Source organism: Mesorhizobium amorphae (genome assembly GCF_014843845.1).
GTDB lineage: Bacteria > Pseudomonadota > Alphaproteobacteria > Rhizobiales > Rhizobiaceae > Mesorhizobium > Mesorhizobium amorphae_A.
In genome coordinates this window covers 82,662-105,488 of sequence record NZ_JHQS01000007.1, presented here as the reverse complement: position 1 = coordinate 105,488, position 22,827 = coordinate 82,662, and the positions used below count along the sequence as shown (strand labels likewise).

Sequence of the window (22,827 nt, the reverse complement as noted above, 5' to 3'; positions counted from 1 at the left end):
TCTGGTCAGGTTCATCCGGGAGACGAATATGAAGAAGTTTGCCGCCATTGCCGCCCTGTCGGCATCCACGCTTGGCCTGTCGGCCGGCGCATCCTTTGCCGACTACACACTGAACATCCTGCATATCAACGACTGGCACAGCCGCATCGAGGGCAACAACAAATACGAGTCGACCTGTTCGGCCGAAGAGGAGACCAAGGGCGAATGCATCGGCGGCGCCGGCCGCCTGATCACCGCGATCGCGCAGGAGCGCAAGAAGCTGGAAGGCCAGAACGTGCTCCTGCTCAGCGCCGGCGACAATTTCCAGGGCTCGCTGTTCTACACCACCTACAAGGGCAAGGTCGAAGGCGAGTTCCTCAACGAGATGAAATTCGACGCCATGGCGCTCGGCAATCACGAGTTCGACGACGGCGAGACCGCACTTGCTCCGTTCCTCGACATGATCAAGTTCCCCGTGCTGGGCGCCAATGTGAAGGCCAACGCGCAATCCAAGCTCGGCGACCGCGTCAAGCCATCGATCGTGGTCGAAGTCGGCGGCCAGAAGATCGGCATCATCGGTGCCGTCACCAACGACACGCCGGAACTGGCTACGCCTGGCCCCAACATCACCATCGAGGACGACGTCAAGTCGATCACATCAGAGGTCGAGAAGCTGAAGGGCGAAGGCGTCAACAAGATCATCGCGGTGACCCATATCGGCTACAACCGCGAGCGCGACGTCATCGCCAAGATCCCCGGCATCGACGTGGTGGTCGGCGGCCACAGCCATACGCTTTTGTCGAACACCGATCCGAAGGCGGCGGGCCCCTATCCGACGATGGTCGACAACCCCGACGGCTATAAGGTGCCGGTCGTGCAGGCGGCGTCCTATTCGAAATATCTCGGCGAGTTCAAGGTCGTGTTCGACGACAATGGCGTCGTCAAGGAAGCCAGCGGCGATCCGATCTTTCTCGACAAGTCGATCACGCCCGATCCCGCCGTGCTGGCCCGCATCAAGGAACTCGGCGCGCCGATCGAGGAACTGAAGAACAAGGAGGTGGCCGAAACCACCAAGCCGATCGACGGCAGCCGTGAGAATTGCCGCACCCGCGAATGCGAGATGGGCAATCTCGTCTCCGACGCGATCCTCGATCGCGTCAAGGGCCAGGGCGTCGAGATCGTCATCTCGAACGGCGGCGGACTGCGCGCCTCGATCGACCAGGGCACCGTGACCATGGGCGAAGTGCTGACCGTGCTGCCGTTCCAGAACACGCTGGCGACATTCAAGATCTCGGGCAAGGATCTGGTGGCCGGGCTGGAAAGTGGCCTCAGCCAGATCGAGGACGGCGCCGGGCGCTTCCCGCAGGTCGCCGGCCTGAAATATTCCTTCGACAAGTCGGTCGCGCCGAACGCCGGACGCGTCAAGTCTGTCGAAGTCATGGAGGGTGGCGCCTGGACGCCGCTCAATCCCGACAAGGACTATCTGGTCGCCACCAACAACTATGTCCGCCAGGGTGGCGACGGCTACAAGGTGTTCGCCGAAAAGGCCCAGAATGCCTATGATTACGGTCCGGGCCTCGAGCAGGTGGTGGCTGACTATCTTGGTGCACACCGGCCCTATACGCCGAAGCTCGACGGCCGCATCACCGAGATCGCCGCGACCGTTGCGGCGGCTCCCGCGGCAGAGCCGGCCAAGCCAGCCGAGCCTGCAGCACCGGCTCCGGCAGCGGAACCGGCAAAGCCCGCGGAAGCAGCTCCCGCCGAGCCGGCGATGCCAGCCTTGCCGGACAACTCTGGCGACATCGCCACGACCCCGCCGACGGTCCCGGCCGAAACTGCTCCTGCGGCGCCTGCACCGGCGGAGCCGGCCAAACCCGCAGAAGCGGCACCGGCCCCTGCCCCGGCCGCGGAACCCGCCAAACCGGCAGAGGCTGCCGCGCCAGCCGAAGCCGGCCATGTCATCGTCGCCGGCGACACCTATTGGGATCTGGCCAAGAAAGCCTATGGCGACGGCACCAAGTGGAAGGCGATTTCCGAAGCCAACAAGGGCTACGAGCCACGCCGGCTGCCGCTCGGCGCGACCCTGACGATTCCGCCTGCGGCGAAATAGTCCTTTCGTAGAAACTTACAACACCCGCCTGGGACACCAGGCGGGTGTTCTGCTTTCAGGCGGGAACGAGCTAAGGTGCGGCCAGACGCAGCATTTGAAAACCGGCGCGGCATCGTTAGGTTCGCCGCGACACCGCCGGTGTGGCGCAGTGTCCGGAGACCTTTATGACGCTTTCCAGCCCCGCCGATTCCAAAGCCGCGAAGGCGCCTGCCCCGGCGGGTCATGCGCCGGTCAAGGCGGGCAAGATCGGCGTCATGCTGATCAATCTCGGCACGCCCGACGGGACCGACTTCACGCCGATGTGGCGCTATTTGAGGGAATTCCTCTCCGATCCGCGGGTGATCGAGTTGAATAAGGCAATCTGGTATCCGATCCTCTATGGTCTGGTCCTCACCACCAGGCCGAAGAAATCGGGCGCCAACTACGCCAGGATCTGGAACCGGGAGAAGAACGAGTCGCCGCTGCGCACCTACACCCGCGCCCAGGCTGAGAAGCTTGCCGAGGCCCTTGGCGATCTACCCAACGTCGTCGTCGAGTGGGCGATGCGCTACGGCAACCCCTCGACCGCGAGCGTCGCCCAAAGACTGGTCGAGCAGGGCTGCGACCGCATTCTGTCCTTCCCGCTCTATCCGCAATATTCGGCAACGACGACGGCGACCGCCAACGACCAGCTGTTTCGCGCGCTGATGAAGATGCGGGCGGCACCCGCGATCCGCAGCGTTCCGCCCTACTATGCCGAACCTGTCTACATCGACGCGCTCGCCCGCTCGATCGAGCGACACCTGGCGACCCTCGACTTCAAGCCGGAGGTGGTCATCACCTCCTATCACGGCATCCCGAAACCCTATTCCGACAAGGGCGATCCCTATCAGGCCCATTGCCTGGAGACGACGCGGTTGCTGCGCCAAAAGCTCGGCTGGAGCGACGACAGACTTATCACCACCTTCCAGTCGCGCTTCGGCGCGCAGGAATGGCTGCAGCCCTATACCGACAAGACGGTAGAGAAACTCGGGCGTGACGGCGTGAAGTCGATCGCCATCGTCAATCCCGGCTTTTCCGTCGATTGCATCGAGACGCTGGACGAGATCGGCCGCGAGGCCGCCGAAACCTTCCATCACGCCGGCGGCGAGCAATTCGCCCACATCCCTTGCCTCAACGACAGCGCCGAGGGCATGGCCGTGATCGAGGCGATGGTACGGCGCGAGCTGGCGGGTTGGGTCTGAAGTGGCCCATCTCCGGCCGCTGTGAAAAAGTCTATGCACTAATAATCCGCGATCACCTGATTGTAACGTTATTGAAACATACATAAGTCTTTGGTGAAGTCGGTTGCATGGAATCAACGCCATGGCCGGCATCTGAGGGAGATTTAAATGGACTTCAGTGGTTTCGGTATTGCGATTGGTGCGCTTGCCTTTCTGGTATTGGTGCTTCTTATCAAAGGCATCAGGACAATCCCGCAAGGCTACAATTATACGGTGGAGCGCTTTGGCCGTTACACCAAGACACTGAGCCCCGGCCTCAACCTCATCGTGCCGTTCGTCGACCGCATCGGCGCCAAGATGAACATGATGGAGCAGGTGCTCGACGTTCCGAGCCAGGAAATCATCACCCGCGACAACGCCATAGTGGGTGTCGACGGCATCGCCTTTTACCAGATCCTCAATGCGGCGCAGGCCGCCTACCAGGTCTCTGGACTTGAAAACGCCATCCTGAACCTGACGATGACCAACATCCGTACCGTCATGGGTTCGATGGACCTCGACGAACTCCTGTCGAACCGCGACGCCATCAACGAACGCCTGCTGCGTGTCGTCGACGAGGCGGCGCATCCGTGGGGCATCAAGATCACCCGCGTCGAGATCAAGGACATCAATCCGCCAGCCAACCTCATTGAATCGATGGGCCGGCAGATGACCGCCGAGCGCAACAAGCGCGCGCAAATCCTCGCCGCCGAAGGCCTCAAGCAGTCGCAGATCCTCGAGGCCGAGGGCCGCAAGGAAGCCGCCTTCCGCGATGCAGAGGCGCGCGAACGCTCGGCCGAGGCCGAAGCCAAGGCGACGCAAGTGGTGTCGGAGGCGATCTCCAAGGGCGACGTCCAGGCGCTCAACTACTTCATCGCCCAGAAATACACCGAAGCGCTGACCAGGATCGGCTCGGCCACCAACAGCAAGATCGTGCTGATGCCGCTTGAGGCCTCGTCGCTGATCGGCACGCTGGGCGGCATTGGCGAGATTGCCAAAGAGGTGTTTCGCAGCGAAGGCACTGCCGGCGCCGCGCGGCAGGCTGCCCGCCCTCCGGTGGTTCGCCCAAGCGATAACTGAGATCAGGCGACAACTGAGATCATAGGAGTACACTCCGATGCTCGACCGCATCATTTCCGAACTTGGTCCGTGGAACTGGATGGTTCTGGGCTTCGTCCTCCTGGTCATGGAGGTCATAGCGCCAGGCATCTTCATGCTGTGGATCGGCATCGCCGCGCTGCTGATCGGCTTGGTTTCCCTGCTCATCTGGGATGCAAGCTTCTGGACCTGGGAAGTCCAGGTCCTCGCCTTCCTGGCGTTGTCGCTGGTCTCGGCCTTCGTCGGCAAGAAACTGGTTGGCGGGCGTCATGACGCGACCGACCAGCCGCTGCTCAACCGCCGCGGCGCGCAGATGGTCGGCAAGATGGCCACGCTTGCCGAGCCGATCAAGGACGGCCGCGGCCGCATCAAGCTCGGCGACACGCTGTGGCGTGTTTCCGGCCCGGATTTGCCGGTCGGCACGCAGGTGCGGGTGACGGGTGCTGCCGATACCGATCTGGAGCTGACCGTCGAAGCTGTATGAGTCGACGGTTTGGGGTGTGTTGAGATTCAGGTCAGGCCGGCATCACCTGAAGATCGACAAGCCTAGGCTGCGCCGATGCGCAGCAGGTCATGCAGGTGGACGAGCCCGACCGGGCGTCCGCCCTCGATCACCATCAGGCTGGTGATGGCCGAAGTGTTGATGGTCTGCAGCGCCGTCGCCACCAGGGTGTCCGGGCTCGCCGTCTTCGGCTTCCTGGTCATCACCTGATCGACGCTCATTGCCAAGAGATCATTGGCGATATGACGGCGGATATCGCCGTCGGTGATGATGCCTATCAGCGCGCCGTCCACGGCCGTAATCGCCACGCAGCCAAACCCCTTGCGCGACAATTCGAGGATCGCGTCCTGCATTCCGGTGCCCGTCGGCACCAGCGGCAGCCTGTCGCCGACATGCATGATCTCGCGGATCTGCGTCAGGTTGGCGCCGAGCTGGCCGCCGGGATGGAAGGTGCGGAAATGATCCGGCGTGAAGCCGCGCGCCTCGAGCAGTGCGATGGCCAGCGCATCGCCCATGATCAGCTGAAGCAGCGTCGACGTCGTCGGCGCTAGCCCATGCGGACAGGCTTCAGGCGCCGGCGGCAAGAGCAGCACCACGTCGGCCGCGCGCGCCAGCGCCGATGTCGCGCCGGATGTGATGGCGATCAGCGGGATCGAAAAGCGCCGGGAATAGGCGACGATCCCCATCAATTCCTTGCTCTCGCCGGACCATGACATGGCGATGATGGCATCGTCCTTGGCAATCATGCCGAGATCGCCGTGATTGGCCTCGGCCGGATGGACGAAGAAGGCGGGCGTGCCGGTCGAGGCAAGCGTCGCGGCGATCTTCGAACCGATATGGCCGCTCTTGCCGACGCCGGTGACGATGACGCGGCCATCGATCCGCGAGACGATGGCGACGGCCCGCGCGAACGGCTCGGCCAGTCCGTCTTCGAGCGCCGCGGCAAGCGCCTCGACACCGGCCTGCTCGGTCGCCACCGTTCTCAACGCCGAATCGATCGCGGCCTGCCTGTCCGGCTGCTTCTTTTCTGGGGACCCCGCATGCATGCCGATGCGATTAGCGCTTTGCCGCACGCCTGTCCAACAGAAATGGCTGTTAGCGTCCCGATCTCGAACCGCGCGGACTTCGAAATCGTGCCACCAGACCGTGCTGGACGCCACCGCCTCAACCCTCCGTTAACCATCCCCATTTACGGTTCGGTAAGTATGGCGCGCGCATGCGCCGCGCAAGCAGTGGTGACGATGTCGCGGGCCCAGCCTGAAACGAAACGAGGTCTCAGGGACAAAACCGTCAGCACCTTGCTGCTGGCGGCCAGTGTCCTGGCTTTGCTGCGGCCAATACCGCTTTACGCCCAGGAAACCGAGCTGCGCGGCGAGGTTTCGGAATCGGCGATCCTGGCCGACCAGCAGCGCAGGGCCAGGCAACTGGGCATGGCCAGTTCCCAGGATCAGCAGGCGCAAGCGAACGCAGCCGCAATGGACGACGCGCCGGCCGACACCTACCAACCGGCCAGCCCCGGCGCGGTGCCTGACGACACCGACGCGACAGGCGCAACCAGCATTTTCGATCAGCCCGCTGCCACCGACGACACATCGGCCGACGAGGCGGCTCCGGTTAAGCCCCGCCGGCTCTCGACCGCACGACAGCGCGCCGCCGACCAGGACAAGGTCAAGGACGCCAAGGCCAAGGCCGCCGACAAGAAGAAGGCGAAGAAGACCACTGACGCGACAGCGAGCACAACCGGCACGGACGACACCGAGACCACCGACGCCGAGCAGGATACGGCCAATCGCCGCGCCGTTACGGTCGACAGCGCCGACAGGCAAAAACTTGACCCTGGCGCCGAACGCACCGGCTCCATCGAAGGGCAGGACAAGAAACCCGAGGACGACCCCTTCGCCGCGACCGGCATCAAGGTCGGCTCCTTCCTCATCCGGCCAACGCTGGAGCAAGGCCTGACGTCGTCGTCCAATGCCGATTCCAGCAGCGGCGGCGCACCGGCGCTGCTTTCGGAAACGGCGCTGCGTTTTTCCGCCGCCTCCGACTGGCGTGAGAATTCGGCGCTCATCAACGGCTATGGCAGCTTCCGCAAGACCGTATCCGGCGACGAGGTCTCCGACGCGCAAGGGCGGATCGAGGGAACGCTCAACGTCGATCTCGACAACGAGCTGCGCGCCATCGCCAAGCTCGGTTACGAAGCCGTGCCGGAATCGGCCTCCTCGCCGGACGCCATTGCCGGGGTCTCCTCGCAGCCGCTGCGCCAGACCGTCAACGGCAGCCTCGGCATTGAGAAGGATGTCGGCAAGATGCGCTACACGCTGACCGGCGCGGTGACGCACGATTTCTACGGCGACGCCGATCTTTCAGACGGCACCTCACTGTCGCAGAAGGACCGCGACTCCACCCTCTACACCGCGACCTTGCGCGCCGGTTACGAAATCTCTCCGGCCCTCATCCCGTTCACTGAGATCGAGGTCGGGCGCAGGGACTATGATCTGCGCTCAGACAGCAATGGGTTCGAACGCTCCTCGACGCGGCTTGGCGCGCGCGCCGGCCTTGAGATCGACATGGGCGACAAGCTTGCCGGCGAATTCTCGGCCGGCTGGCTGCGGGAGGCGATCGACGACAATAGCCTGGAAGCGATTTCAGGCCCGACGGTGAACGCCGATCTCAAATGGTCGCCGGAGCGCGGCACCACGATCGGACTGACCGGCCAGACCACCATCGAGGACACCACGACCGCCGCCCAAAGCGGCGACATCCTCTATTCCGGCCGGCTCACCGGCGAGCGGCAGATCCGCGCCAATCTGACGGCGAACGCGGCACTCGGCGTCGACTGGCGCGACTATGTCGGCATCGATGGTCATGATTTGGTGCTGAGCGCCGAGAGCAGCCTGACATGGTGGCTGAACCGCTACGCCGGCCTCACCACCCGGGTCAGGACCGAGAAACTGACCAGCAACTTGCCTGGCCGCGACTACACGGCCAACAGCATCTTCCTTGGCGTGAAGGTGCAGCGGTAACTTAGAGGGCGGCGCCGCGCCGCTCCGATGGCTTCATCTCATCGAGCAAGGTGCGGATGACACCGCGCATGTTCTCATTCATGTCGTTGCGCCACAGGGCGAAGGCGACATTGGCCTCGACGAAGCCTTCCGGCGAACCGCAATCGAAGGTGCGGCCCTGATAGTGGTAGCCGTAGAAGGGTTGCTGCTTTTCCAGCTTCAGCATCGCGTCGGTAAGCTGGATCTCGTTGCCGGCGCCGCGTTCCTGGCTTTCGAGGATGCCGAAGATCTCCGGCTGCAGGATATAGCGGCCGTTGATGAACAGGTTGGACGGTGCGGTGCCGGCCTTCGGCTTCTCGACCATACCGGTGATGCGGAAGCCGTGATGCGTATCCTCGCCGCGGCCGACGATGCCGTATTTATGCGCCTCGGCCGGATCGCATTCCTGCACCGCGATGATGTTGTTGCCGGTCTCGGCGTAGAGCTCGACCATGTCCTTCATGCAGCTCTTTTCCGACTGCATGATCATGTCGGGCAAAAGCAGCGCGAATGGCTCGTCGCCGACCAGTTCGCGCGCGCACCAGACGGCATGGCCAAGCCCCATCGGCACCTGCTGGCGGGTGAAGCTGGTCTGGCCCGGCGCCGGCTGCAGCCGTTGCAGGCGAGCAAGCTGGTCGTCCTTGCCGCGTTGCGCAAGCGTGTCGTAGAGCTCGAACTGGACGTCGAAATGGTCCTCGATGACCGCCTTGTTGCGGCCGGTCACGAAGATGAAGTGCTCGATCCCCGCATCGCGCGCCTCGTCGACCACATATTGGATGACCGGCCGATCGACGACCGTCAGCATTTCCTTCGGGATGGCCTTGGTGGCCGGGAGGAACCGCGTGCCGAGGCCGGCGACCGGGAAGACTGCCTTGCGAACTCTCTTCATGCTGTCAATTATCCGTTTGAGGGCCTGCTCCGCAATCCCGTTCTGACATTTTCGCGCCGGAATCGAGACCTGGACAAGAGCAGGGCTGAACATTGCAGTGCGTAAAGCATCGAGGCGTCTTTTCGTTCCCGACCCCACCTATGGTAAACTAAATGCTAACCGGGTTCGGCGAAGAATGATCTTCCTGATATGACGAAGGAGGAAAAGATGTCCGTTCGCAGCACCGCAAAGCGCCTGGCAAGCGCCGTGACGGCGGCCAGCCTCTCGCTTGCCCTGCTGATGCCCGCTGGGCCCGCTTTCGCCGATGCCGGGTTTCGGCAATGGGTTGCCAGCTTCCGCGCTACGGCGGTGCAGAGCGGCGTTTCCGGGGCGCTTTACGACCAGGCCTTCAAGAATATCAACGATATCGACCCCGTGGTGCTGGAGAAGGCCCGTACCCAGCCCGAATTCACCGCTCCCGCCTGGGACTATTTCGACAACCGCGTCCATGACCAGTCGGTCGCCGTCGGCCAACAGATGGCCAGGAAATGGAAGCCTTGGCTGGACAGGATCGAGGCCAGATTCGGTGTCGACCGCAACATTCTGCTCGCCATCTGGTCGATGGAATCGAATTATGGCGAGATCCTCAAGCGCGACGACATCATGCGCAATGTCATCCGCTCGCTGGCGACGCTCGGCTATGCGGATCCCAGGCGATCGAAATTCGCCCGCACCCAGCTGATCGCGGCACTGAAGATCCTGCAGAGGGGCGATATCGACGAAAGCCATCTGAGCGGCTCCTGGGCCGGCGCGATGGGCCACACCCAGTTCATCCCGACCAGCTATCAGGCCTATGCGGTCGACATGGACGGCAACGGCAAGCGCGACATCTGGAATTCGATTCCAGACGCCCTGGCGACAGCCGCAAACCTGCTCAGGAAGAATGGCTGGCAGGCCGGCAAGACCTGGGGCTATGAGGTCACCTTGCCGGCCGGCAAACTTCCCGGCGGCTCCAAGACGCTGGCGCAATGGCAGGCGCTCGGCGTTGTCAGGGCCAGCGGCAAGCCTTTCAAGAACGGCTCCGACAAGGCGACTTTGAAGGTGCCGGATGGCCGTGGCGGGCCAGCCTTCCTGATGGTCAAGAATTTCTCGGTCATCAAAGCCTACAACAACGCCGACAAGTACGCGCTCGCCGTCGGCCTTCTTGCCGACGAAATCGCCGGCTATGGCGGTCTGGTGCAGGACTGGAAACGGCCTTTCACCAAGCTCACCTTCGAGGAAAGGCAGGAGCTTCAGCAACGGCTTTCCGAGCATGGCTACTATGACGGTAAGTTCGACGGCAAGATCGGTGACGGATCGAAAGCTGCCATCCTGGCCTTCCAGGCAAAGACCGGCTTGACCCAGGACGGCTATCCAAGCATGGAAGTGCTCAAATCGCTCCGGCAAAAGTAGAAGCCGACTTAGAAACGGGGGGAATACTTGGTTTCGGTTGCGCGTATCCGGGTGATCCTTCGCCGCATGCCGATCCTGATTCTGGCGATCGCCGTCCTGGCTGTCGCGGCGGCCAGTGCCTTTCACACGCCGGCCCTGGCGCAGGAACAGCAAAATCGCGGCTGGTCACTGCGCGATCTCCTGTTTCCGCGCCGCAGCGAGCGGGTCGAACCACCGCTCGACATCCAGAAGGCAAGGCCGAAGTCCAAGGCGAAAAAATCCCGGCCCCGCCTTCCGGCCGAACCGGCGACGCCGATCGTGGAAAAGACGCCGGATGCCCGCGTCGTCCTGGTGGTCGGCGATTTCATGGCGGCGGGTCTCGCCGAAGGTCTGGATACCGCCTTTGCCGAGAATCCCGGCGTCAGGATTGTCGCGCGCAGCAACGGCTCATCCGGTTTCGTGCGCGACGACTTCTACAACTGGCCCGAACAGATCAGATCGCTGATCGACACCGAAAAACCGGCAGCCGTGGTCGTCATGCTCGGCTCCAACGATCGCCAGCAGATGAAGGTCGCCGACGTGCGCGAGCAGCCGCGATCGGAGAACTGGACCAAGGAATATGAACGTCGGACCGATGCATTCGGCAGCGCCATCGCCGCCGCCAAGGTGCCGTTCCTGTGGGTCGGCATGCCGGCGTTCCGGGTCTCGAAAATGACCTCCGACATGCTGGCCTTCAACGACATCTACCACTCGGCGGCGCAAAAGCATGGCGGCGAATTCGTCGATGTCTGGGACGGCTTCGTCGACGAGAACGGCGCCTTCGTCACCAGCGGCCCCGACATCAACGGCCAGCCGGTGCGCCTGCGCTCCGACGACGGCATCAACGTGTCGAAGGCCGGCAAGCGCAAGCTTGCCTTCTATACGGAAAAGCCGCTGATGAAGATTCTTGGCATCACCGCGCCGGGAGGCGCGGTGACAGCCTCCGCCCCCGCTGGCGCCCCGGTCGAAGCGCCAGCGCCGGCTGCCGCTCCGATCGTGGTCGACCGCACCCCGCCAATGCTGCTTGGCGATCCGGCGCTCGACGGCGGCTCCGAGCTTCTCGGCGCCGCGCCGCCGGTAAAGGGCAACCCGAACTTGCCCGGCGAAAAACTTGTCATCGAAGGCAAGGCGCCCGACGCCTCGCCCGGCCGCGCCGACGATTTCTCCTCGCCACCGAAAATCCCGCCCGCCACGGCTGCCGTCGTGACCGACAAGACGACGGCAATCACTCCTTAGCGGGGCAGAACGCTCGATCCCATGAGCGCCTCGTCGATCGAACGCGCCGCCTGGCGGCCTTCGCGAATAGCCCAGACCACCAGAGACTGGCCGCGGCGCACATCGCCCGCCGCGTAGAGCCTGTCGACGCTGGTCCTGTAATCGAGGTCATTGGCCTCGACATTCCTGGAACGCCGGCTGTCGGTGGCGATCTTCATCTGCCCGTCGAGTTCCGTGACCACGCCAGCGGCTGCAGGCCCGGCAAAGCCGATGGCGATGAAGGCAAGATCGGCGCGGATGACGAATTCGGTGCCGGCGATCGGCTTGCGCTTGTCGTCGACCTCGCAGCACCTGACTCCGGTCAGCTGGCCTTCTTCGCCGATGAATTCGAGCGTCGCCACCTGGAATTCGCGCTCAGCGCCCTCGGCCTGCGACGACGAGGTGCGCATCTTGGTCGCCCAATAGGGCCAGACCGCGAGCTTGTCTTCCTTCTCCGGTGGCTGCGGCCGGATGTCGAGCTGGGTGACGCGGACCGCGCCCTGGCGAAAGGCCGTGCCGACGCAGTCGGATGCGGTATCGCCACCGCCGACGACGACGACATGTTGGCCGCTGGCGATGATCGGATGCGAAGGCCAGGCAACCGACTGGATCGGCTCGCCGCCGACGCGCTTGTTCTGCTGCACCAGGTAAGGCATTGCGTCGTAGACGCCGCCGAGATCGTCACCGGGGATGCTGGCGGCGCGCGGCGTTTCCGAACCGCCGCAATAGAGCACCGCGTCATACTCGGCGAGCAGTTCAGCCACGGGCTTGTCGACGCCGACATTGACGCCGCAATGGAAGGTCACGCCCTCGCCCTGCATCTGCTCGATGCGGCGGTCGATATAGTGCTTCTCGATCTTGAAGTCGGGAATACCGTAGCGCATCAGCCCGCCCGGGCGGCTCTCGCGCTCATAGACATGCACGTCGTGACCGGCGCGGCCGAGCTGCTGCGCGGCCGCCATGCCGGCCGGGCCGGAGCCGATGACGGCAACACGCTTGCCAGTCTTCTTCTCCGGCGGATAGGGCCGGATATGGCCGGTCTCGTAAGCCTTGTCGGCGATAGCCTGCTCGACGGTCTTGATGGCGACCGGAATGTCCTCGAGGTTCAGCGTGCAGGCTTCCTCGCAGGGTGCCGGACAGATGCGGCCGGTGAACTCCGGGAAATTGTTGGTCGAATGCAGGTTGCGGATCGCATTGTCCCAGTCGCCATTGTAGACGAGGTCGTTCCAGTCCGGGATCTGGTTGTGGATCGGGCAGCCGGTCGGCCCGTGGCAGAACGGAATGCCGCAATCCATGCAGCGCGCGGCCTGTTTCTCGACCTCCTTGTCCGACATCGGCAGCGTGAATTCGCGGAAATGCCGGATGCGGTCGGAGGCCGGCTGGTACTTGTGCACCTGCCGGTCGATCTCGAGAAAGCCTGTTACCTTGCCCATAGTCCAGTCCCTGCTGTCCGAAGGCACGCTCGTCGGCGCACCCGTTAACCTCATAAGGCAGCCATGGCAACCTTCAGTCCGAGGTCAGGATTGTTGATGAGGTGTCGGCCGGGAAGCCTTGCTCCCCGACAACGCCCAAAGCCTATTCCGCCGCCACGCTCATGCGCATGCGCTCCATCTCGATCAGCGCGCGGCGATACTCGACCGGCATGATTTTCCGGAATTTCGGCCGGAAAGCCGTCCAGTTGTCGAGGATTTCGCGACCGCGCACCGAACCCGTAAAGTGGACATGGTTCGAGATCAGCTGATAGAGCCGCTCCTCGTCGTGGCTGGTCATGTCGCCGGAGACGTCGACGCGGCCCTTGTGGTCGAGGTCGCCGCCATGATGGAGCAGCTTCTCCATCAGATCGTCTTCCTCCGGCACCGGCTCAAGCTCGACCATCGCCATGTTGCAGCGCTCGGCGAAGTCGCCTTCCTCGTCCAGCACATAGGCGACGCCGCCCGACATGCCGGCGGCGAAGTTGCGGCCGGTTTTGCCGATGACGACGACGATGCCGCCGGTCATGTATTCGCAGCCATGGTCGCCGACGCCCTCGACGACGGCGGCAACGCCCGAATTGCGCACGGCAAACCGCTCGCCGGCGACGCCGGCGAAATAGGCCTCGCCCTCGGTCGCGCCGTAGAGCACGGTGTTGCCGACGATGATGGACTCGGCCGCGACAATCTTGGCCTCATCCGGCGGACGGATGACGATGCGGCCGCCCGACAGGCCCTTGCCGACATAGTCGTTGCCGGCGCCGACCAGCTCGAACGAGATGCCGCGCGCCAGGAAGGCGCCGAAGGACTGGCCGGCGGTGCCGGTGAGCTTGACCGAGATCGTGTCCTCGCGCAGGCCCTTGTGCTTGAAGCGCTTGGCCACTTCGCCCGACAGCATCGCGCCCGCCGAACGGTCGACATTGCGGATCGGCAGCTCGATGGTCACTGGCTGCTTCGCCTCCAACGCCGGCTTCGCCAGTTCGATCAGCTTGCGGTCGAGCACGTCGTCGATCGGATGCTTCTGCCGCTCGGTCCAGTGCACGGCCTCATGCGGGGCGTCCGGCTTGAAAAACATCTTGCCGAAATCGAGCCCGCGCGCCTTCCAGTGCTGGATCACGTCGCGCTTCTCCAGAAGGTCGGTATCGCCGATGATCTGGTCGAGATGGGTGAAGCCCATTTCGGCGAGCAGCCCGCGCACTTCCTCAGCAACATAGAAGAAGAAGTTGATGACGTGCTCGGGCGTGCCCTTGAAGCGCTTGCGCAGCACCGGGTCCTGCGTCGCCACGCCGACCGGACAGGTGTTGAGATGGCACTTGCGCATCATGATGCAGCCGGCCGCGATCAGCGGCGCGGTCGAGAAGCCGAACTCGTCGGCGCCGAGCAGCGCGCCGATGATGACGTCGCGGCCGGTGCGCAACCCACCATCGACCTGCAGCGCCACGCGCGACCGCAGGCCGTTCAGCACCAGCGTCTGGTGCGTCTCGGCAAGGCCCATTTCCCACGGGCTGCCGGCGTGCTTCAGCGAGGTCAGCGGCGACGCGCCGGTGCCGCCGTCATAGCCCGAGATGGTGATGTGGTCGGCGCGCGCCTTGGCAACGCCGGCCGCAACCGTGCCGACACCGACCTCGGAGACCAGCTTGACCGAGACGTCTGCCGCCGGATTGACGTTCTTCAGATCGTAGATCAGCTGCGCCAGATCCTCGATCGAATAGATGTCGTGATGCGGCGGCGGCGAGATCAGGCCGACGCCCGGCGTCGAGTGCCGGACCTTGGCGATGGTGGCATCGACCTTGTGGCCGGGCAGCTGGCCGCCCTCGCCGGGCTTGGCGCCCTGCGCGACCTTGATCTGCATCATGTCGGAGTTGACAAGGTACTCCGCCGTGACGCCGAACCGCCCGGAGGCGACCTGCTTGATCGCCGAGCGTTCGGGGTTCTTGCCGCCGCCGGGCAGCGGCAGGTAACGGTCGGACTCTTCGCCGCCCTCGCCGGTGTTCGACTTGCCGCCGATGGCGTTCATGGCCCGCGCCAGCGTGGTGTGCGCTTCCCGGGAGATCGAGCCGAACGACATCGCCCCGGTCGAAAAGCGCTTGACGATATCAGCCGCCGACATCACGTCGTCGAGCGCGACCTTCTTGCGACCGCTCTCTTCCGCCAGCTTGATCTTGAACAGGCCGCGGATGGCTTGCGCCCGCGCGGTCTCGCTGTCGATCTGCGCCGAATACTCCTTGAACGTCTCCCACGAGCCCTGGCGCACGGCATGTTGCAAGGTGGCGACCGCGTCGGGTGACCACATGTGGGCCTCGCCGCGCATGCGGAAGAGATATTCGCCGCCAACCTCCAGATTGTTGCGCAGCACCGGATCGTTGCCGAACCCGTCCGTGTGACGGCTGACAGTCTCGCCCGCAACCTCGTCCAGCCCGACGCCTTCGATCAGCGTCGCCGTGCCGGTGAAATACTGCTGCACGAAATCGGTCTTCAGCCCGATGGCGTCAAAGATCTGCGCGCCGCAGTAGGACTGGTAGGTCGAGATGCCCATCTTGGACATCACCTTGAGGATGCCTTTGCCGATCGACTTGATGTAGCGCGAGACGACTTCGTAGGCGTCGACCTCGGCCGGCAGCTCGCCGCGCTTGTGCATGTCGAGCAGCGTGTCGAAGGCGAGATAGGGATTGATCGCCTCGGCGCCATAGCCGGCGAGGCAGCAGAAATGATGCACCTCGCGCGGCTCGCCGGATTCAACGACGAGACCGACCGAAGTGCGCAATCCCTTGCGGATCAGGTGATGATGCACCGCGGCCGTAGCGAGAAGCGCGGGGATAGCGATACGGTCCGGTCCGACCTGGCGATCGGACAGGATGATAATGTTGTAGCCACCAGCGACCGCCGCTTCCGAGCGCTCGCACAGTCGGTCGATGGCGCCCTGCATGCCGGCCGCGCCCTCGTTCGAGCCATAGGTGATGTCGATCGTCTTGGTGTCGAAACGGTCCTCAGTGTGGCCGATTGAGCGGATCTTTTCGAGATCGCCATTGGTCAGGATCGGCTGGCGTACTTCGAGCCGCTTGCGGCGCGAATTGCCGACCAGGTCGAAGATGTTCGGCCTGGGACCGATGAACGACACCAGGCTCATCACCAGCTCCTCGCGGATCGGATCGATCGGCGGGTTGGTGACCTGGGCGAAGTTCTGCTTGAAATAGGTGTAGAGCAGCTTCGACTTGTCCGACATCGCCGATATCGGCGTGTCGGTGCCCATCGAACCGACCGCTTCCTGGCCGGTGGTGGCCATCGGCGACATCAAAAGCTTGGTGTCTTCCTGGCTGTAGCCAAACGCCTGCTGGCGATCGAGCAGGCTGACATCCTTGCGCAGCGCACGCGGCTCGACCGGCTTCAAATCTTCCAGGATGAGCTGCGTGTTGGCGAGCCAGCTCTTGTAGGGGTGCTTGGTCGCGATCTCCGACTTGATCTCCTCGTCGGAGATGATGCGGCCCTTTTCCAGGTCGATCAAAAGCATGCGACCGGGCTGCAGCCGCCACTTCTTGACGATCCGCTCCTCCGGCACCGGCAGCACGCCGGCTTCCGAAGCCATGATGACGCGGTCGTCATCGGTGACGATGTATCGCGCCGGGCGCAAGCCATTGCGGTCGAGCGTGGCGCCGATCTGGCGGCCATCGGTGAACACGACCGCCGCCGGCCCGTCCCACGGCTCCATCAGCGCGGCGTGGTATTCGTAGAAAGCCTTGCGGTCTTGATCCATCAGCTTGTTGCCGGCCCAGGCTTCCGGGATCAGCATCATCATGGCGTGGCTGAGGCTGTAGCCGCCCTGGAACAGGAATTCGAGCGCATTGTCGAAGCATGCGGTGTCGGACTGGCCTTCGTAGGAGATCGGCCAAAGCTTCGAGATGTTGTTGCCGAACAGCTCGGAATCGACCGACGCCTGCCGCGCCGCCATCCAGTTGTTGTTGCCGCGCACCGTGTTGATCTCGCCATTATGCGCGACCATGCGGTAGGGATGCGCCAGCTTCCACGACGGGAAGGTGTTGGTCGAGAAGCGCTGATGGACGAGGATCAGCGCCGTTTCGAAGCGCGGATCGGTGAGATCCTTGTAATAGGCCCCGACCTGATAGGCCAGGAACATGCCCTTGTAGACGATGGTGCGCGCCGACAACGACACGCAGTAGGAACCGATGTCCTTGTTGTCGTTCTCGGCGTAGATGCGGCCCGATATGACCTTGCGCAGCAGATAGAGCCGGGCCTCATACTCCTCGTCGTCGGTAATGTCGGCCGTGCGGCCGATGAAGACCTGCCGGTGGAACGGCTCGGATGCCACGATGTTAGGGGCCTTCGACAGGGACGAATTGTCGACGGGCACGTCACGGAAACCGATCAGCGGCAGCCCCTCGGACTGCGCCGATTCGGCGATGATGTCCTCGATATGGGCGCGCAGTGCTGCGTCCTGCGGCATGAACCAGTGTCCGACGCCGTACTGACCCGCCAGCGGCAGGTCGATGCCCTGCGCGGCCATCTCCTCGCGGAAGAAACGATCTGGAATCTGCACCAGAACGCCGGCGCCGTCGCCCACCAGCGGATCGGCACCGACGGCGCCGCGATGCGTCAGGTTTTCGAGCATGGCCAGCCCGTCCTTGACGATCTGGTACGACTTCACGCCCTTCATGTTGACGATGAAGCCGACGCCGCAGGCGTCGTGCTCGTTGCGCGGATCGTAAAGGCCCTGTGCGGCGAAACCGTCGGCGGTGCGCCCGACGTTGGTCGGGGACGTATTTTTGACGGTAGCCGCTTTCGTCTGCGCGGCCTGGCCGTTGATCGCAGATAGCGTCAATTCCGTCATCGTCCTGTCCTCCGTTCCCAGCCCTTCAGGCGCTGGTTTGCCTCGGGAAGCGCGTTGCTTCCCCTTCATCCTTGCTGCACGTCTTGCGAAATCCTTGCCGAACCATGCGGCGCGCCGCCCGGTTCGTATCCGGTATCGTACAGGCCAGAGCCGAGCCGTCTACCCGTCGCTCGCGGCAACGGCCGGAGTGGCCCAAATGATACGCCAATCCAGCCTGATTTGTGCGACAAAATAAGACAGCACTACTGTCCTAAATTTTTATGGCAGAAATCGCAGGCGTGCACAAGACCGATTCACAAAAATCTCGAGCGCTTTGCGACAGAAAATTACGCATGGGAGGGCACAAACGTAACCTTCAATCGCCACCCGCGCGGCCCTGGCTTGGCTGGCTTTACTGCTTTTCCAGCGCTTGGCCCTTGCGCGTCAAACCCCGAAGCAGCCATGGTCCCGCCCGTTTTTCAAACCAGATACGGACCTCTCAATGTTCTTTGCATCCGACAACTGGGCGGGCGTCCATCCCGACATCTCGGCCAATCTGTCCCGGCACGCCGCGGGCATCGCGACCGCCTATGGCGACGGCGAACTCGACCGCGCCGTCTACCGGCGCTTCAGCGAGATTTTCGAACGGGAGGTCGCGGTGTTCTTCGTCGCCACCGGCACGGCGGCCAACGCGCTCTCCATGGCGACATGCAATCGTATCGGCGGCGTCGCCTTCTGCCAATCCGAGGCGCATATGAACGTCGATGAATTCGGTGCCGCGGGCTTCTATACCGGTGGAGCGCGCATGTCGCCGGTCCCTGGGCCATTGGGGCGCATCAATCCGCAGGCTCTCGACCGCGCCATCACACGCTATTCGCAGGACCTCGCACCCGCCGGCCAGCCGATGGCGGTGACGATCACCCAGGCGACCGAGGTCGGCACCGTCTACACCGTAGACGATGTCAAAGCCGTGTCTGAGGTGGCTCGCCGCCATGGGCTGCCTCTGCACATGGACGGCGCGCGCTTCGCCAACGCGGTTGCCGCGACCGACATTTCGCCTGCGGAAATGACCTGGAAGAGCGGCGTCGACGTCATCTCCTTCGGCGGCACCAAGAACGGCTGCTGGATGGCCGACGCGGTCGTGGTCCTCAACCCCGACATTGGACATGATCTGCGCCTGCTGCGCCAGCGCGCCGGACAGACCTTCTCGAAGGCGCGCTTCATTTCGGCCCAGTTCGAAGCCTATTTCACCGACGATCTCTGGCTGAGGATGGCGCGCCACGCCAACGCCATGGCCGCGCGACTGGCCGAGACGATCGAAGACGCACCGGCCGGCCGACTGGCCTGGCTGCCGCAGGCAAACGAAGTCTTCGCAATCCTCGACCGCCCCAGTGCCGAAAATCTGCAGGCGGCCGGCGCTAAATTCTACGAATGGGGCGTACCCCAAGGCTTCGACGGCCACCTCGGCGACAATGAAGCGATCTACCGCTTCGTCGCCAGCTTCGCGACGACAACAGAGGAGGTCGACCACATCGGTCATTTGCTTATCGGGCAAGGAAATGACTAGGCCAGAAAGGGCCGCGCCAGCAGTTCCAGGCCGAGCAGGATCAGGAAGATCAGGAACCAGCGCCGGAAGGTCGCCGGGCTGATCCTCTGCCTGAGCAACTGGCCGAGCCACATGCCGAGCAAGGCCGGTGCCACGGCCTGCGCCGACATCGCGATATGCTCGACCTCGAATGCACCATGCGAGGCGAGGCCGACTGCCAGCGCAATGGTCGACACCGTGAAGGAAAGACCCAGCGCCTGGATCAGGTCGTCCCGGCTCAGCCCCAGCGCCTGGATGTAGGGCACCGCCGGTACGACGAACACGCCTGTGCCGCCGGTGACAAGGCCGGTGAGGAAGCCGATGGCCGGCGACCACCAGCGCTCTGCCTTGGTCGGAATGCTGAGCTGCCGGGCCAGTAGCGTGTAGGCGGCATAAAGGACCAGCGCGGCACCAAGGCCAGCGGTCGTCCATTTGACGTTGTCGCTGGCCAGCAGCCTTGCCCCGGCGACAGTGCCAATAAGAATGCCGGCCATCATCAGCCACAGCCGGCGCAGGATCGATGCAAAGCTCGGGCCGGCGAACAGCTGCCAGACATTGGTGACGAAGGACGGGACGATCAGCAGCGACGCGGCCGTGACAGGCGGCATGACGGTGCCGAGAAGCCCCATTGCCAGCGTCGGCAGGCCCATGCCGGTGACACCCTTGACGATGCCGGCCAGCAGGAAGGTGATGCCGATAGTGCCCGTCAGCACCAGGGAAAAATCAGACATGCCCTCGATCCGTTCGCAGGACGAAAACCTCGTTCAGCGAGGCTTGCCGCGAAAGGGCCAGTATCCTTGGTTGGGGATGGCACAGACATCGAGGCAAACAAAAAGCGGCGCCTTTCGGCGCCGCTTTCGTCTCGGGAGGAGACGGTTTGTAGTCAGCCTGCATTACGCAGCGGTCTTGGCCTCGATCTGCTTGGCCTTGGCCGAAGACGCGGTGATCGCGATCTTGCGCGGCTTCAGCTCCTCGGGGATGTTGCGCTTGAGGTCGACGAAGAGCAGGCCGTTCTTCAGCGTGGCGCCGACGACATCGACATGGTCGGCAAGCTGGAAGCGGCGCTCGAAGGCCCTCGAAGCGATACCGCGATAGAGCAGCTCGGAACCTTCGCCATTGCCCTCTTCCTTGCGCTCACCTTTCACGGTCAGCACATTGCGGTGGGCCTCGATCGAGATCTCGTCTTCCGAGAAACCGGCAACCGCCATCGAGATGCGATAGGCGTCCTCGCCGGTGCGCTCGATGTTGTAGGGCGGATAGGTCTGCGCGCTCTCAGGCTGGGCAAGCGAATCCAAAATGGTGAAGAGACGATCGAAGCCGACGGTGGAGCGATAAAGCGGGGAAAAATCAACGTGACGCATGAGGTGTTCTCCTGTTGAGCAACATGGTTTGCGTTTGGCCGGTGCGAAACCCTTGAGCGGCGTTCCGGATGGGCCAGCGGCCCCGACATTGGCGACCGCATCCAACATTTGGGGAGCGCAAAAGCGCATTTCAAGATTTTTGCCGGACGGCGAATTCGCGCTTCGATGAACGGCAGATGAACCGCTGCTTCGGCGCCCGTTCAGGCAGGCAGCGCTAGCGTGCAGCCAGCATCAAGAACAAGCGGCACCAGATAATGCGCCGCGACGAGGCCGAACCGGGTGTAACGTCCCTTCCTCCCGGATCGACAGAGGCCGGAAGCACGCCGCAAGCTGCTTCCGGCCTCATTCGTTACCGGAAGTTGCTGCCTTCCCCTTCCAGCCGGAAGCCCTTTGCTTTTGCCACGTTGGCGTCTATCACCGTGCCACGCCTCGCTAGGTTCGGGCACGACACGAAAAACGAAAACGCCGAATGACGGACCTCTTCCACGAATTTCCAGGCAATCCGTCACCGGTAAACGCGGCAGGCGGTTACTTCACCACCCACGACCGCAAGCGGATCCGCTACGGCCTCTTTGGCGCCGTAACCCGCCCGATCAAGGGCACGGTGGTGGTGCTGACCGGCCGCAACGAGTGCACCGAGAAGTATTTCGAGACCATCCGCAACCTTACCGAAAGAGGCTTTGGCGTTGCCACCCTCGACTGGCGCGGTCAGGGCGGTTCCGACCGGCTGATCCGCGACCGGCAGCGCGGCTATGTCCGCAGTTTTCGCGACTACGCCAGCGATCTCGAGCAGTTCTTCGAAGAGATCGTGCTGCCCGATTGCCGCGGGCCCTATTACATCCTTGCGCACTCGGCAGGGGCCGTCGTCGCCCTGCTTGCCGCGCCTTCGATGGTCAACCGGGTGCGCCGCATGGTGTTGATCGCCCCTTTCCTGACCTTGCCCGACCTTCCGGTCTCGATAACGACCGTTCGCCGCGTCTGCACACTGTTTTGCCTTCTGGGCCTCGGCCGGCTTTATGCCGCATGGGGACCGCGGCCGAAGCAGACCACCCCCTTCGCCGTCAACAAGGTGACATCGGATCCGGAACGCTACCGGCGCAACACGGGGATCTACGAAGCCTATCCGCAACTGGCGCTTGGCGGCCCGACGATCCGCTGGCTGAAAGCCGCCGCGCAGGCGTCCGAAGCCGTAAGCGATCCGGACTTTGTCGCCGCGATCCAGGTCCCGATGCTGGTGATTGCCGCCGGCGCCGACAAAGTCGTTTCGACCAAAGCGGTGGAGGCCTATGCAAGGCGCTTGCGACTCGGCTCGCTGCTGATGATCGACGGCGCACAGCATGAAATCCTGCAGGAGGCCGACATGTATCGCGAGCAGTTCCTCGCCGCCTTCGATGCCTTCATCCCCGGCACCGGTGACGACGTCTGAGCGGTAGCAATCTGCAGGCGCGGCCCGTCGGAGATCAGGCCTGGCGGGCGAATTCCATGATCCAGTTAGTTTCCCAGCTCTTGCCGCCATCCGGCGAAAAGGCCTGCTCCCAGCGCGCAGACTTTTCGGTGATCCCCGACCAGAGGAAGCGCACCCGGATCGGGCGGCCCTCGAAAACGTCGTCGCACAGGAACGTGCCGACGCCGTCCTCGAACGACCCGCGCATCGGCACATCGATGGTCAGCGGATTGCGGCCGTCGATCCACCAGATCGACCACTGTTTCGTCGCCGGATCGAAGGTCCGGACCGTGGCGGCGCGATAGGTGCCGCCGGGCAATTCAATCACATTGTCGTCGACATTGCCGAGACCGCCGAGGATCGGGCGCACGTCGCACGTCCCGCCAAACATGTCCCAGTTGGTGTCGCCAGCCAGCCGCGTGCGCAGCCGTCGATGGCTGACCGACCAGCGTCCGTGGAAGAAATCGAAATCGTTGCGGCCGTCCGCCGGATCTTTGTCGGAACGGCTGGCTGTTGTCTGCGTCCGCATATGCGATCCTCCCTCAGGTGAAATCCTTATAGCGGAAGGGTACTGACACCTATC

The 22,827-nt window shown here is 63.6% G+C and carries 16 protein-coding genes; 9 read left to right on the top strand and 7 right to left on the bottom strand.

The features are described from left to right. The first annotated feature begins 28 nt into the window (after positions 1–28). The 4 genes from DH08_RS03020 to DH08_RS03005 all read left to right on the top strand — a co-directional run bounded on the left by DH08_RS03020 (position 29) and on the right by DH08_RS03005 (position 4,912). Positions 29–2,089: a bifunctional metallophosphatase/5'-nucleotidase gene (locus DH08_RS03020; protein WP_192177830.1), complete on the top strand. Its 2,061-nt coding sequence runs from the start codon at positions 29–31 to the stop codon at positions 2,087–2,089. Positions 2,090–2,253: 164 nt separating this feature from the next. After that, the gene (gene hemH, locus DH08_RS03015) at positions 2,254–3,312 is read left to right on the top strand and encodes a ferrochelatase (protein ID WP_192177829.1); all 1,059 of its coding nucleotides are present in this window, start codon (positions 2,254–2,256) and stop codon (positions 3,310–3,312) included. A 147-nt stretch (positions 3,313–3,459) separates the two neighbouring features. Then, positions 3,460–4,410, top strand: a complete 951-nt coding sequence (locus DH08_RS03010) for an SPFH domain-containing protein (RefSeq protein ID WP_192177828.1) — start codon at positions 3,460–3,462, stop codon at positions 4,408–4,410. A gap of 37 nt (positions 4,411–4,447) precedes the next feature. After that, the gene (locus tag DH08_RS03005) at positions 4,448–4,912 is read left to right on the top strand and encodes an NfeD family protein (RefSeq protein WP_192177827.1); all 465 of its coding nucleotides are present in this window, start codon (positions 4,448–4,450) and stop codon (positions 4,910–4,912) included. Positions 4,913–4,974: 62 nt separating this feature from the next. On the opposite strand, the gene DH08_RS03000 is transcribed toward DH08_RS03005, so the two are convergent. Further along, on the bottom strand, positions 4,975–5,976 hold the full coding sequence (locus DH08_RS03000; protein ID WP_192177826.1) for a KpsF/GutQ family sugar-phosphate isomerase: 1,002 nt from the start codon (positions 5,974–5,976) through the stop codon (positions 4,975–4,977). 195 nt (positions 5,977–6,171) lie between these two features. On the opposite strand from DH08_RS03000, the gene DH08_RS02995 reads away from it, so the two are divergent. Continuing rightward, positions 6,172–7,953 carry an outer membrane beta-barrel protein gene (locus tag DH08_RS02995; protein WP_192177825.1) on the top strand — a complete coding sequence of 594 codons (1,782 nt, stop codon included), beginning with the start codon at positions 6,172–6,174 and terminating at the stop codon, positions 7,951–7,953. Position 7,954: 1 nt separating this feature from the next. Here the strand turns inward: DH08_RS02995 and galU are convergent, their stop codons facing one another. Then, positions 7,955–8,860 (bottom strand): UTP--glucose-1-phosphate uridylyltransferase GalU, encoded by a 906-nt coding sequence (gene galU / locus DH08_RS02990; protein WP_210328512.1) that lies wholly within the window; start codon positions 8,858–8,860, stop codon positions 7,955–7,957. Positions 8,861–9,067: 207 nt separating this feature from the next. On the opposite strand from galU, the gene DH08_RS02985 reads away from it, so the two are divergent. Together DH08_RS02985 and DH08_RS02980 are read left to right on the top strand one after the other, a co-directional pair. After that, entirely contained in the window at positions 9,068–10,291 is a 1,224-nt protein-coding gene (locus tag DH08_RS02985) for a lytic murein transglycosylase (RefSeq protein WP_192177824.1), read from the top strand. 27 nt (positions 10,292–10,318) lie between these two features. Then, on the top strand, positions 10,319–11,545 hold the full coding sequence (locus DH08_RS02980) for an SGNH/GDSL hydrolase family protein (protein ID WP_192177823.1): 1,227 nt from the start codon (positions 10,319–10,321) through the stop codon (positions 11,543–11,545). Here DH08_RS02980 and DH08_RS02975 read toward each other — a convergent pair. Together DH08_RS02975 and gltB are read right to left on the bottom strand one after the other, a co-directional pair. Beyond that, complete coding sequence (locus DH08_RS02975; RefSeq protein WP_192177822.1) at positions 11,542–12,996, bottom strand: glutamate synthase subunit beta; 1,455 nt, start codon at positions 12,994–12,996, stop codon at positions 11,542–11,544. The two genes, DH08_RS02980 and DH08_RS02975, sit on opposite strands and share 4 nt — an antisense overlap. 142 nt (positions 12,997–13,138) lie before the next feature. Continuing rightward, on the bottom strand, positions 13,139–17,875 hold the full coding sequence (gltB, locus tag DH08_RS02970) for a glutamate synthase large subunit (protein ID WP_192177821.1): 4,737 nt from the start codon (positions 17,873–17,875) through the stop codon (positions 13,139–13,141). 481 nt (positions 17,876–18,356) lie between these two features. Between gltB and DH08_RS02965 the strand changes: the two genes are divergently transcribed. Continuing rightward, positions 18,357–19,421, top strand: a complete 1,065-nt coding sequence (locus tag DH08_RS02965) for a threonine aldolase family protein (RefSeq protein WP_192177820.1) — start codon at positions 18,357–18,359, stop codon at positions 19,419–19,421. Here the strand turns inward: DH08_RS02965 and DH08_RS02960 are convergent. Beyond that, the gene (locus DH08_RS02960; RefSeq protein ID WP_192177819.1) at positions 19,418–20,170 is read right to left on the bottom strand and encodes a sulfite exporter TauE/SafE family protein; all 753 of its coding nucleotides are present in this window, start codon (positions 20,168–20,170) and stop codon (positions 19,418–19,420) included. The two genes, DH08_RS02965 and DH08_RS02960, sit on opposite strands and share 4 nt — an antisense overlap. 162 nt (positions 20,171–20,332) lie before the next feature. Further along, positions 20,333–20,800, bottom strand: coding sequence for an Hsp20 family protein (locus DH08_RS02955; protein WP_192177818.1), 468 nt, complete (start codon positions 20,798–20,800; stop codon positions 20,333–20,335). A 469-nt stretch (positions 20,801–21,269) separates the two neighbouring features. Here DH08_RS02955 and DH08_RS02950 point away from each other — a divergent pair, with 469 nt between their 5' ends. Continuing rightward, the gene (locus DH08_RS02950) at positions 21,270–22,226 is read left to right on the top strand and encodes an alpha/beta fold hydrolase (protein WP_192177817.1); all 957 of its coding nucleotides are present in this window, start codon (positions 21,270–21,272) and stop codon (positions 22,224–22,226) included. Positions 22,227–22,260: 34 nt separating this feature from the next. Here DH08_RS02950 and DH08_RS02945 read toward each other — a convergent pair whose 3' ends face one another. Then, complete coding sequence (locus tag DH08_RS02945) at positions 22,261–22,773, bottom strand: DUF1579 family protein (RefSeq protein ID WP_192177816.1); 513 nt, start codon at positions 22,771–22,773, stop codon at positions 22,261–22,263. Positions 22,774–22,827 lie beyond the last annotated feature (54 nt).

What these genes read in the sequence shown, in the direction of transcription:
- DH08_RS03020 (WP_192177830.1), top strand. Translation starts at nt 29, where the DNA reads ATGAAGAAGTTTGCCGCCATTGCCGCCCTGTCGGCATCCACGCTTGGC.
- hemH (WP_192177829.1), top strand. Translation starts at nt 2,254, where the DNA reads ATGACGCTTTCCAGCCCCGCCGATTCCAAAGCCGCGAAGGCGCCTGCC.
- DH08_RS03010 (WP_192177828.1), top strand. Translation starts at nt 3,460, where the DNA reads ATGGACTTCAGTGGTTTCGGTATTGCGATTGGTGCGCTTGCCTTTCTG.
- DH08_RS03005 (WP_192177827.1), top strand. Translation starts at nt 4,448, where the DNA reads ATGCTCGACCGCATCATTTCCGAACTTGGTCCGTGGAACTGGATGGTT.
- DH08_RS03000 (WP_192177826.1), bottom strand. Translation starts at nt 5,976, where the DNA reads ATGCATGCGGGGTCCCCAGAAAAGAAGCAGCCGGACAGGCAGGCCGCG.
- DH08_RS02995 (WP_192177825.1), top strand. Translation starts at nt 6,172, where the DNA reads ATGTCGCGGGCCCAGCCTGAAACGAAACGAGGTCTCAGGGACAAAACC.
- galU (WP_210328512.1), bottom strand. Translation starts at nt 8,860, where the DNA reads ATGAAGAGAGTTCGCAAGGCAGTCTTCCCGGTCGCCGGCCTCGGCACG.
- DH08_RS02985 (WP_192177824.1), top strand. Translation starts at nt 9,068, where the DNA reads ATGTCCGTTCGCAGCACCGCAAAGCGCCTGGCAAGCGCCGTGACGGCG.
- DH08_RS02975 (WP_192177822.1), bottom strand. Translation starts at nt 12,996, where the DNA reads ATGGGCAAGGTAACAGGCTTTCTCGAGATCGACCGGCAGGTGCACAAG.
- gltB (WP_192177821.1), bottom strand. Translation starts at nt 17,875, where the DNA reads ATGACGGAATTGACGCTATCTGCGATCAACGGCCAGGCCGCGCAGACG.
- DH08_RS02965 (WP_192177820.1), top strand. Translation starts at nt 18,357, where the DNA reads ATGTTCTTTGCATCCGACAACTGGGCGGGCGTCCATCCCGACATCTCG.
- DH08_RS02960 (WP_192177819.1), bottom strand. Translation starts at nt 20,170, where the DNA reads ATGTCTGATTTTTCCCTGGTGCTGACGGGCACTATCGGCATCACCTTC.
- DH08_RS02955 (WP_192177818.1), bottom strand. Translation starts at nt 20,800, where the DNA reads ATGCGTCACGTTGATTTTTCCCCGCTTTATCGCTCCACCGTCGGCTTC.
- DH08_RS02950 (WP_192177817.1), top strand. Translation starts at nt 21,270, where the DNA reads ATGACGGACCTCTTCCACGAATTTCCAGGCAATCCGTCACCGGTAAAC.
- DH08_RS02945 (WP_192177816.1), bottom strand. Translation starts at nt 22,773, where the DNA reads ATGCGGACGCAGACAACAGCCAGCCGTTCCGACAAAGATCCGGCGGAC.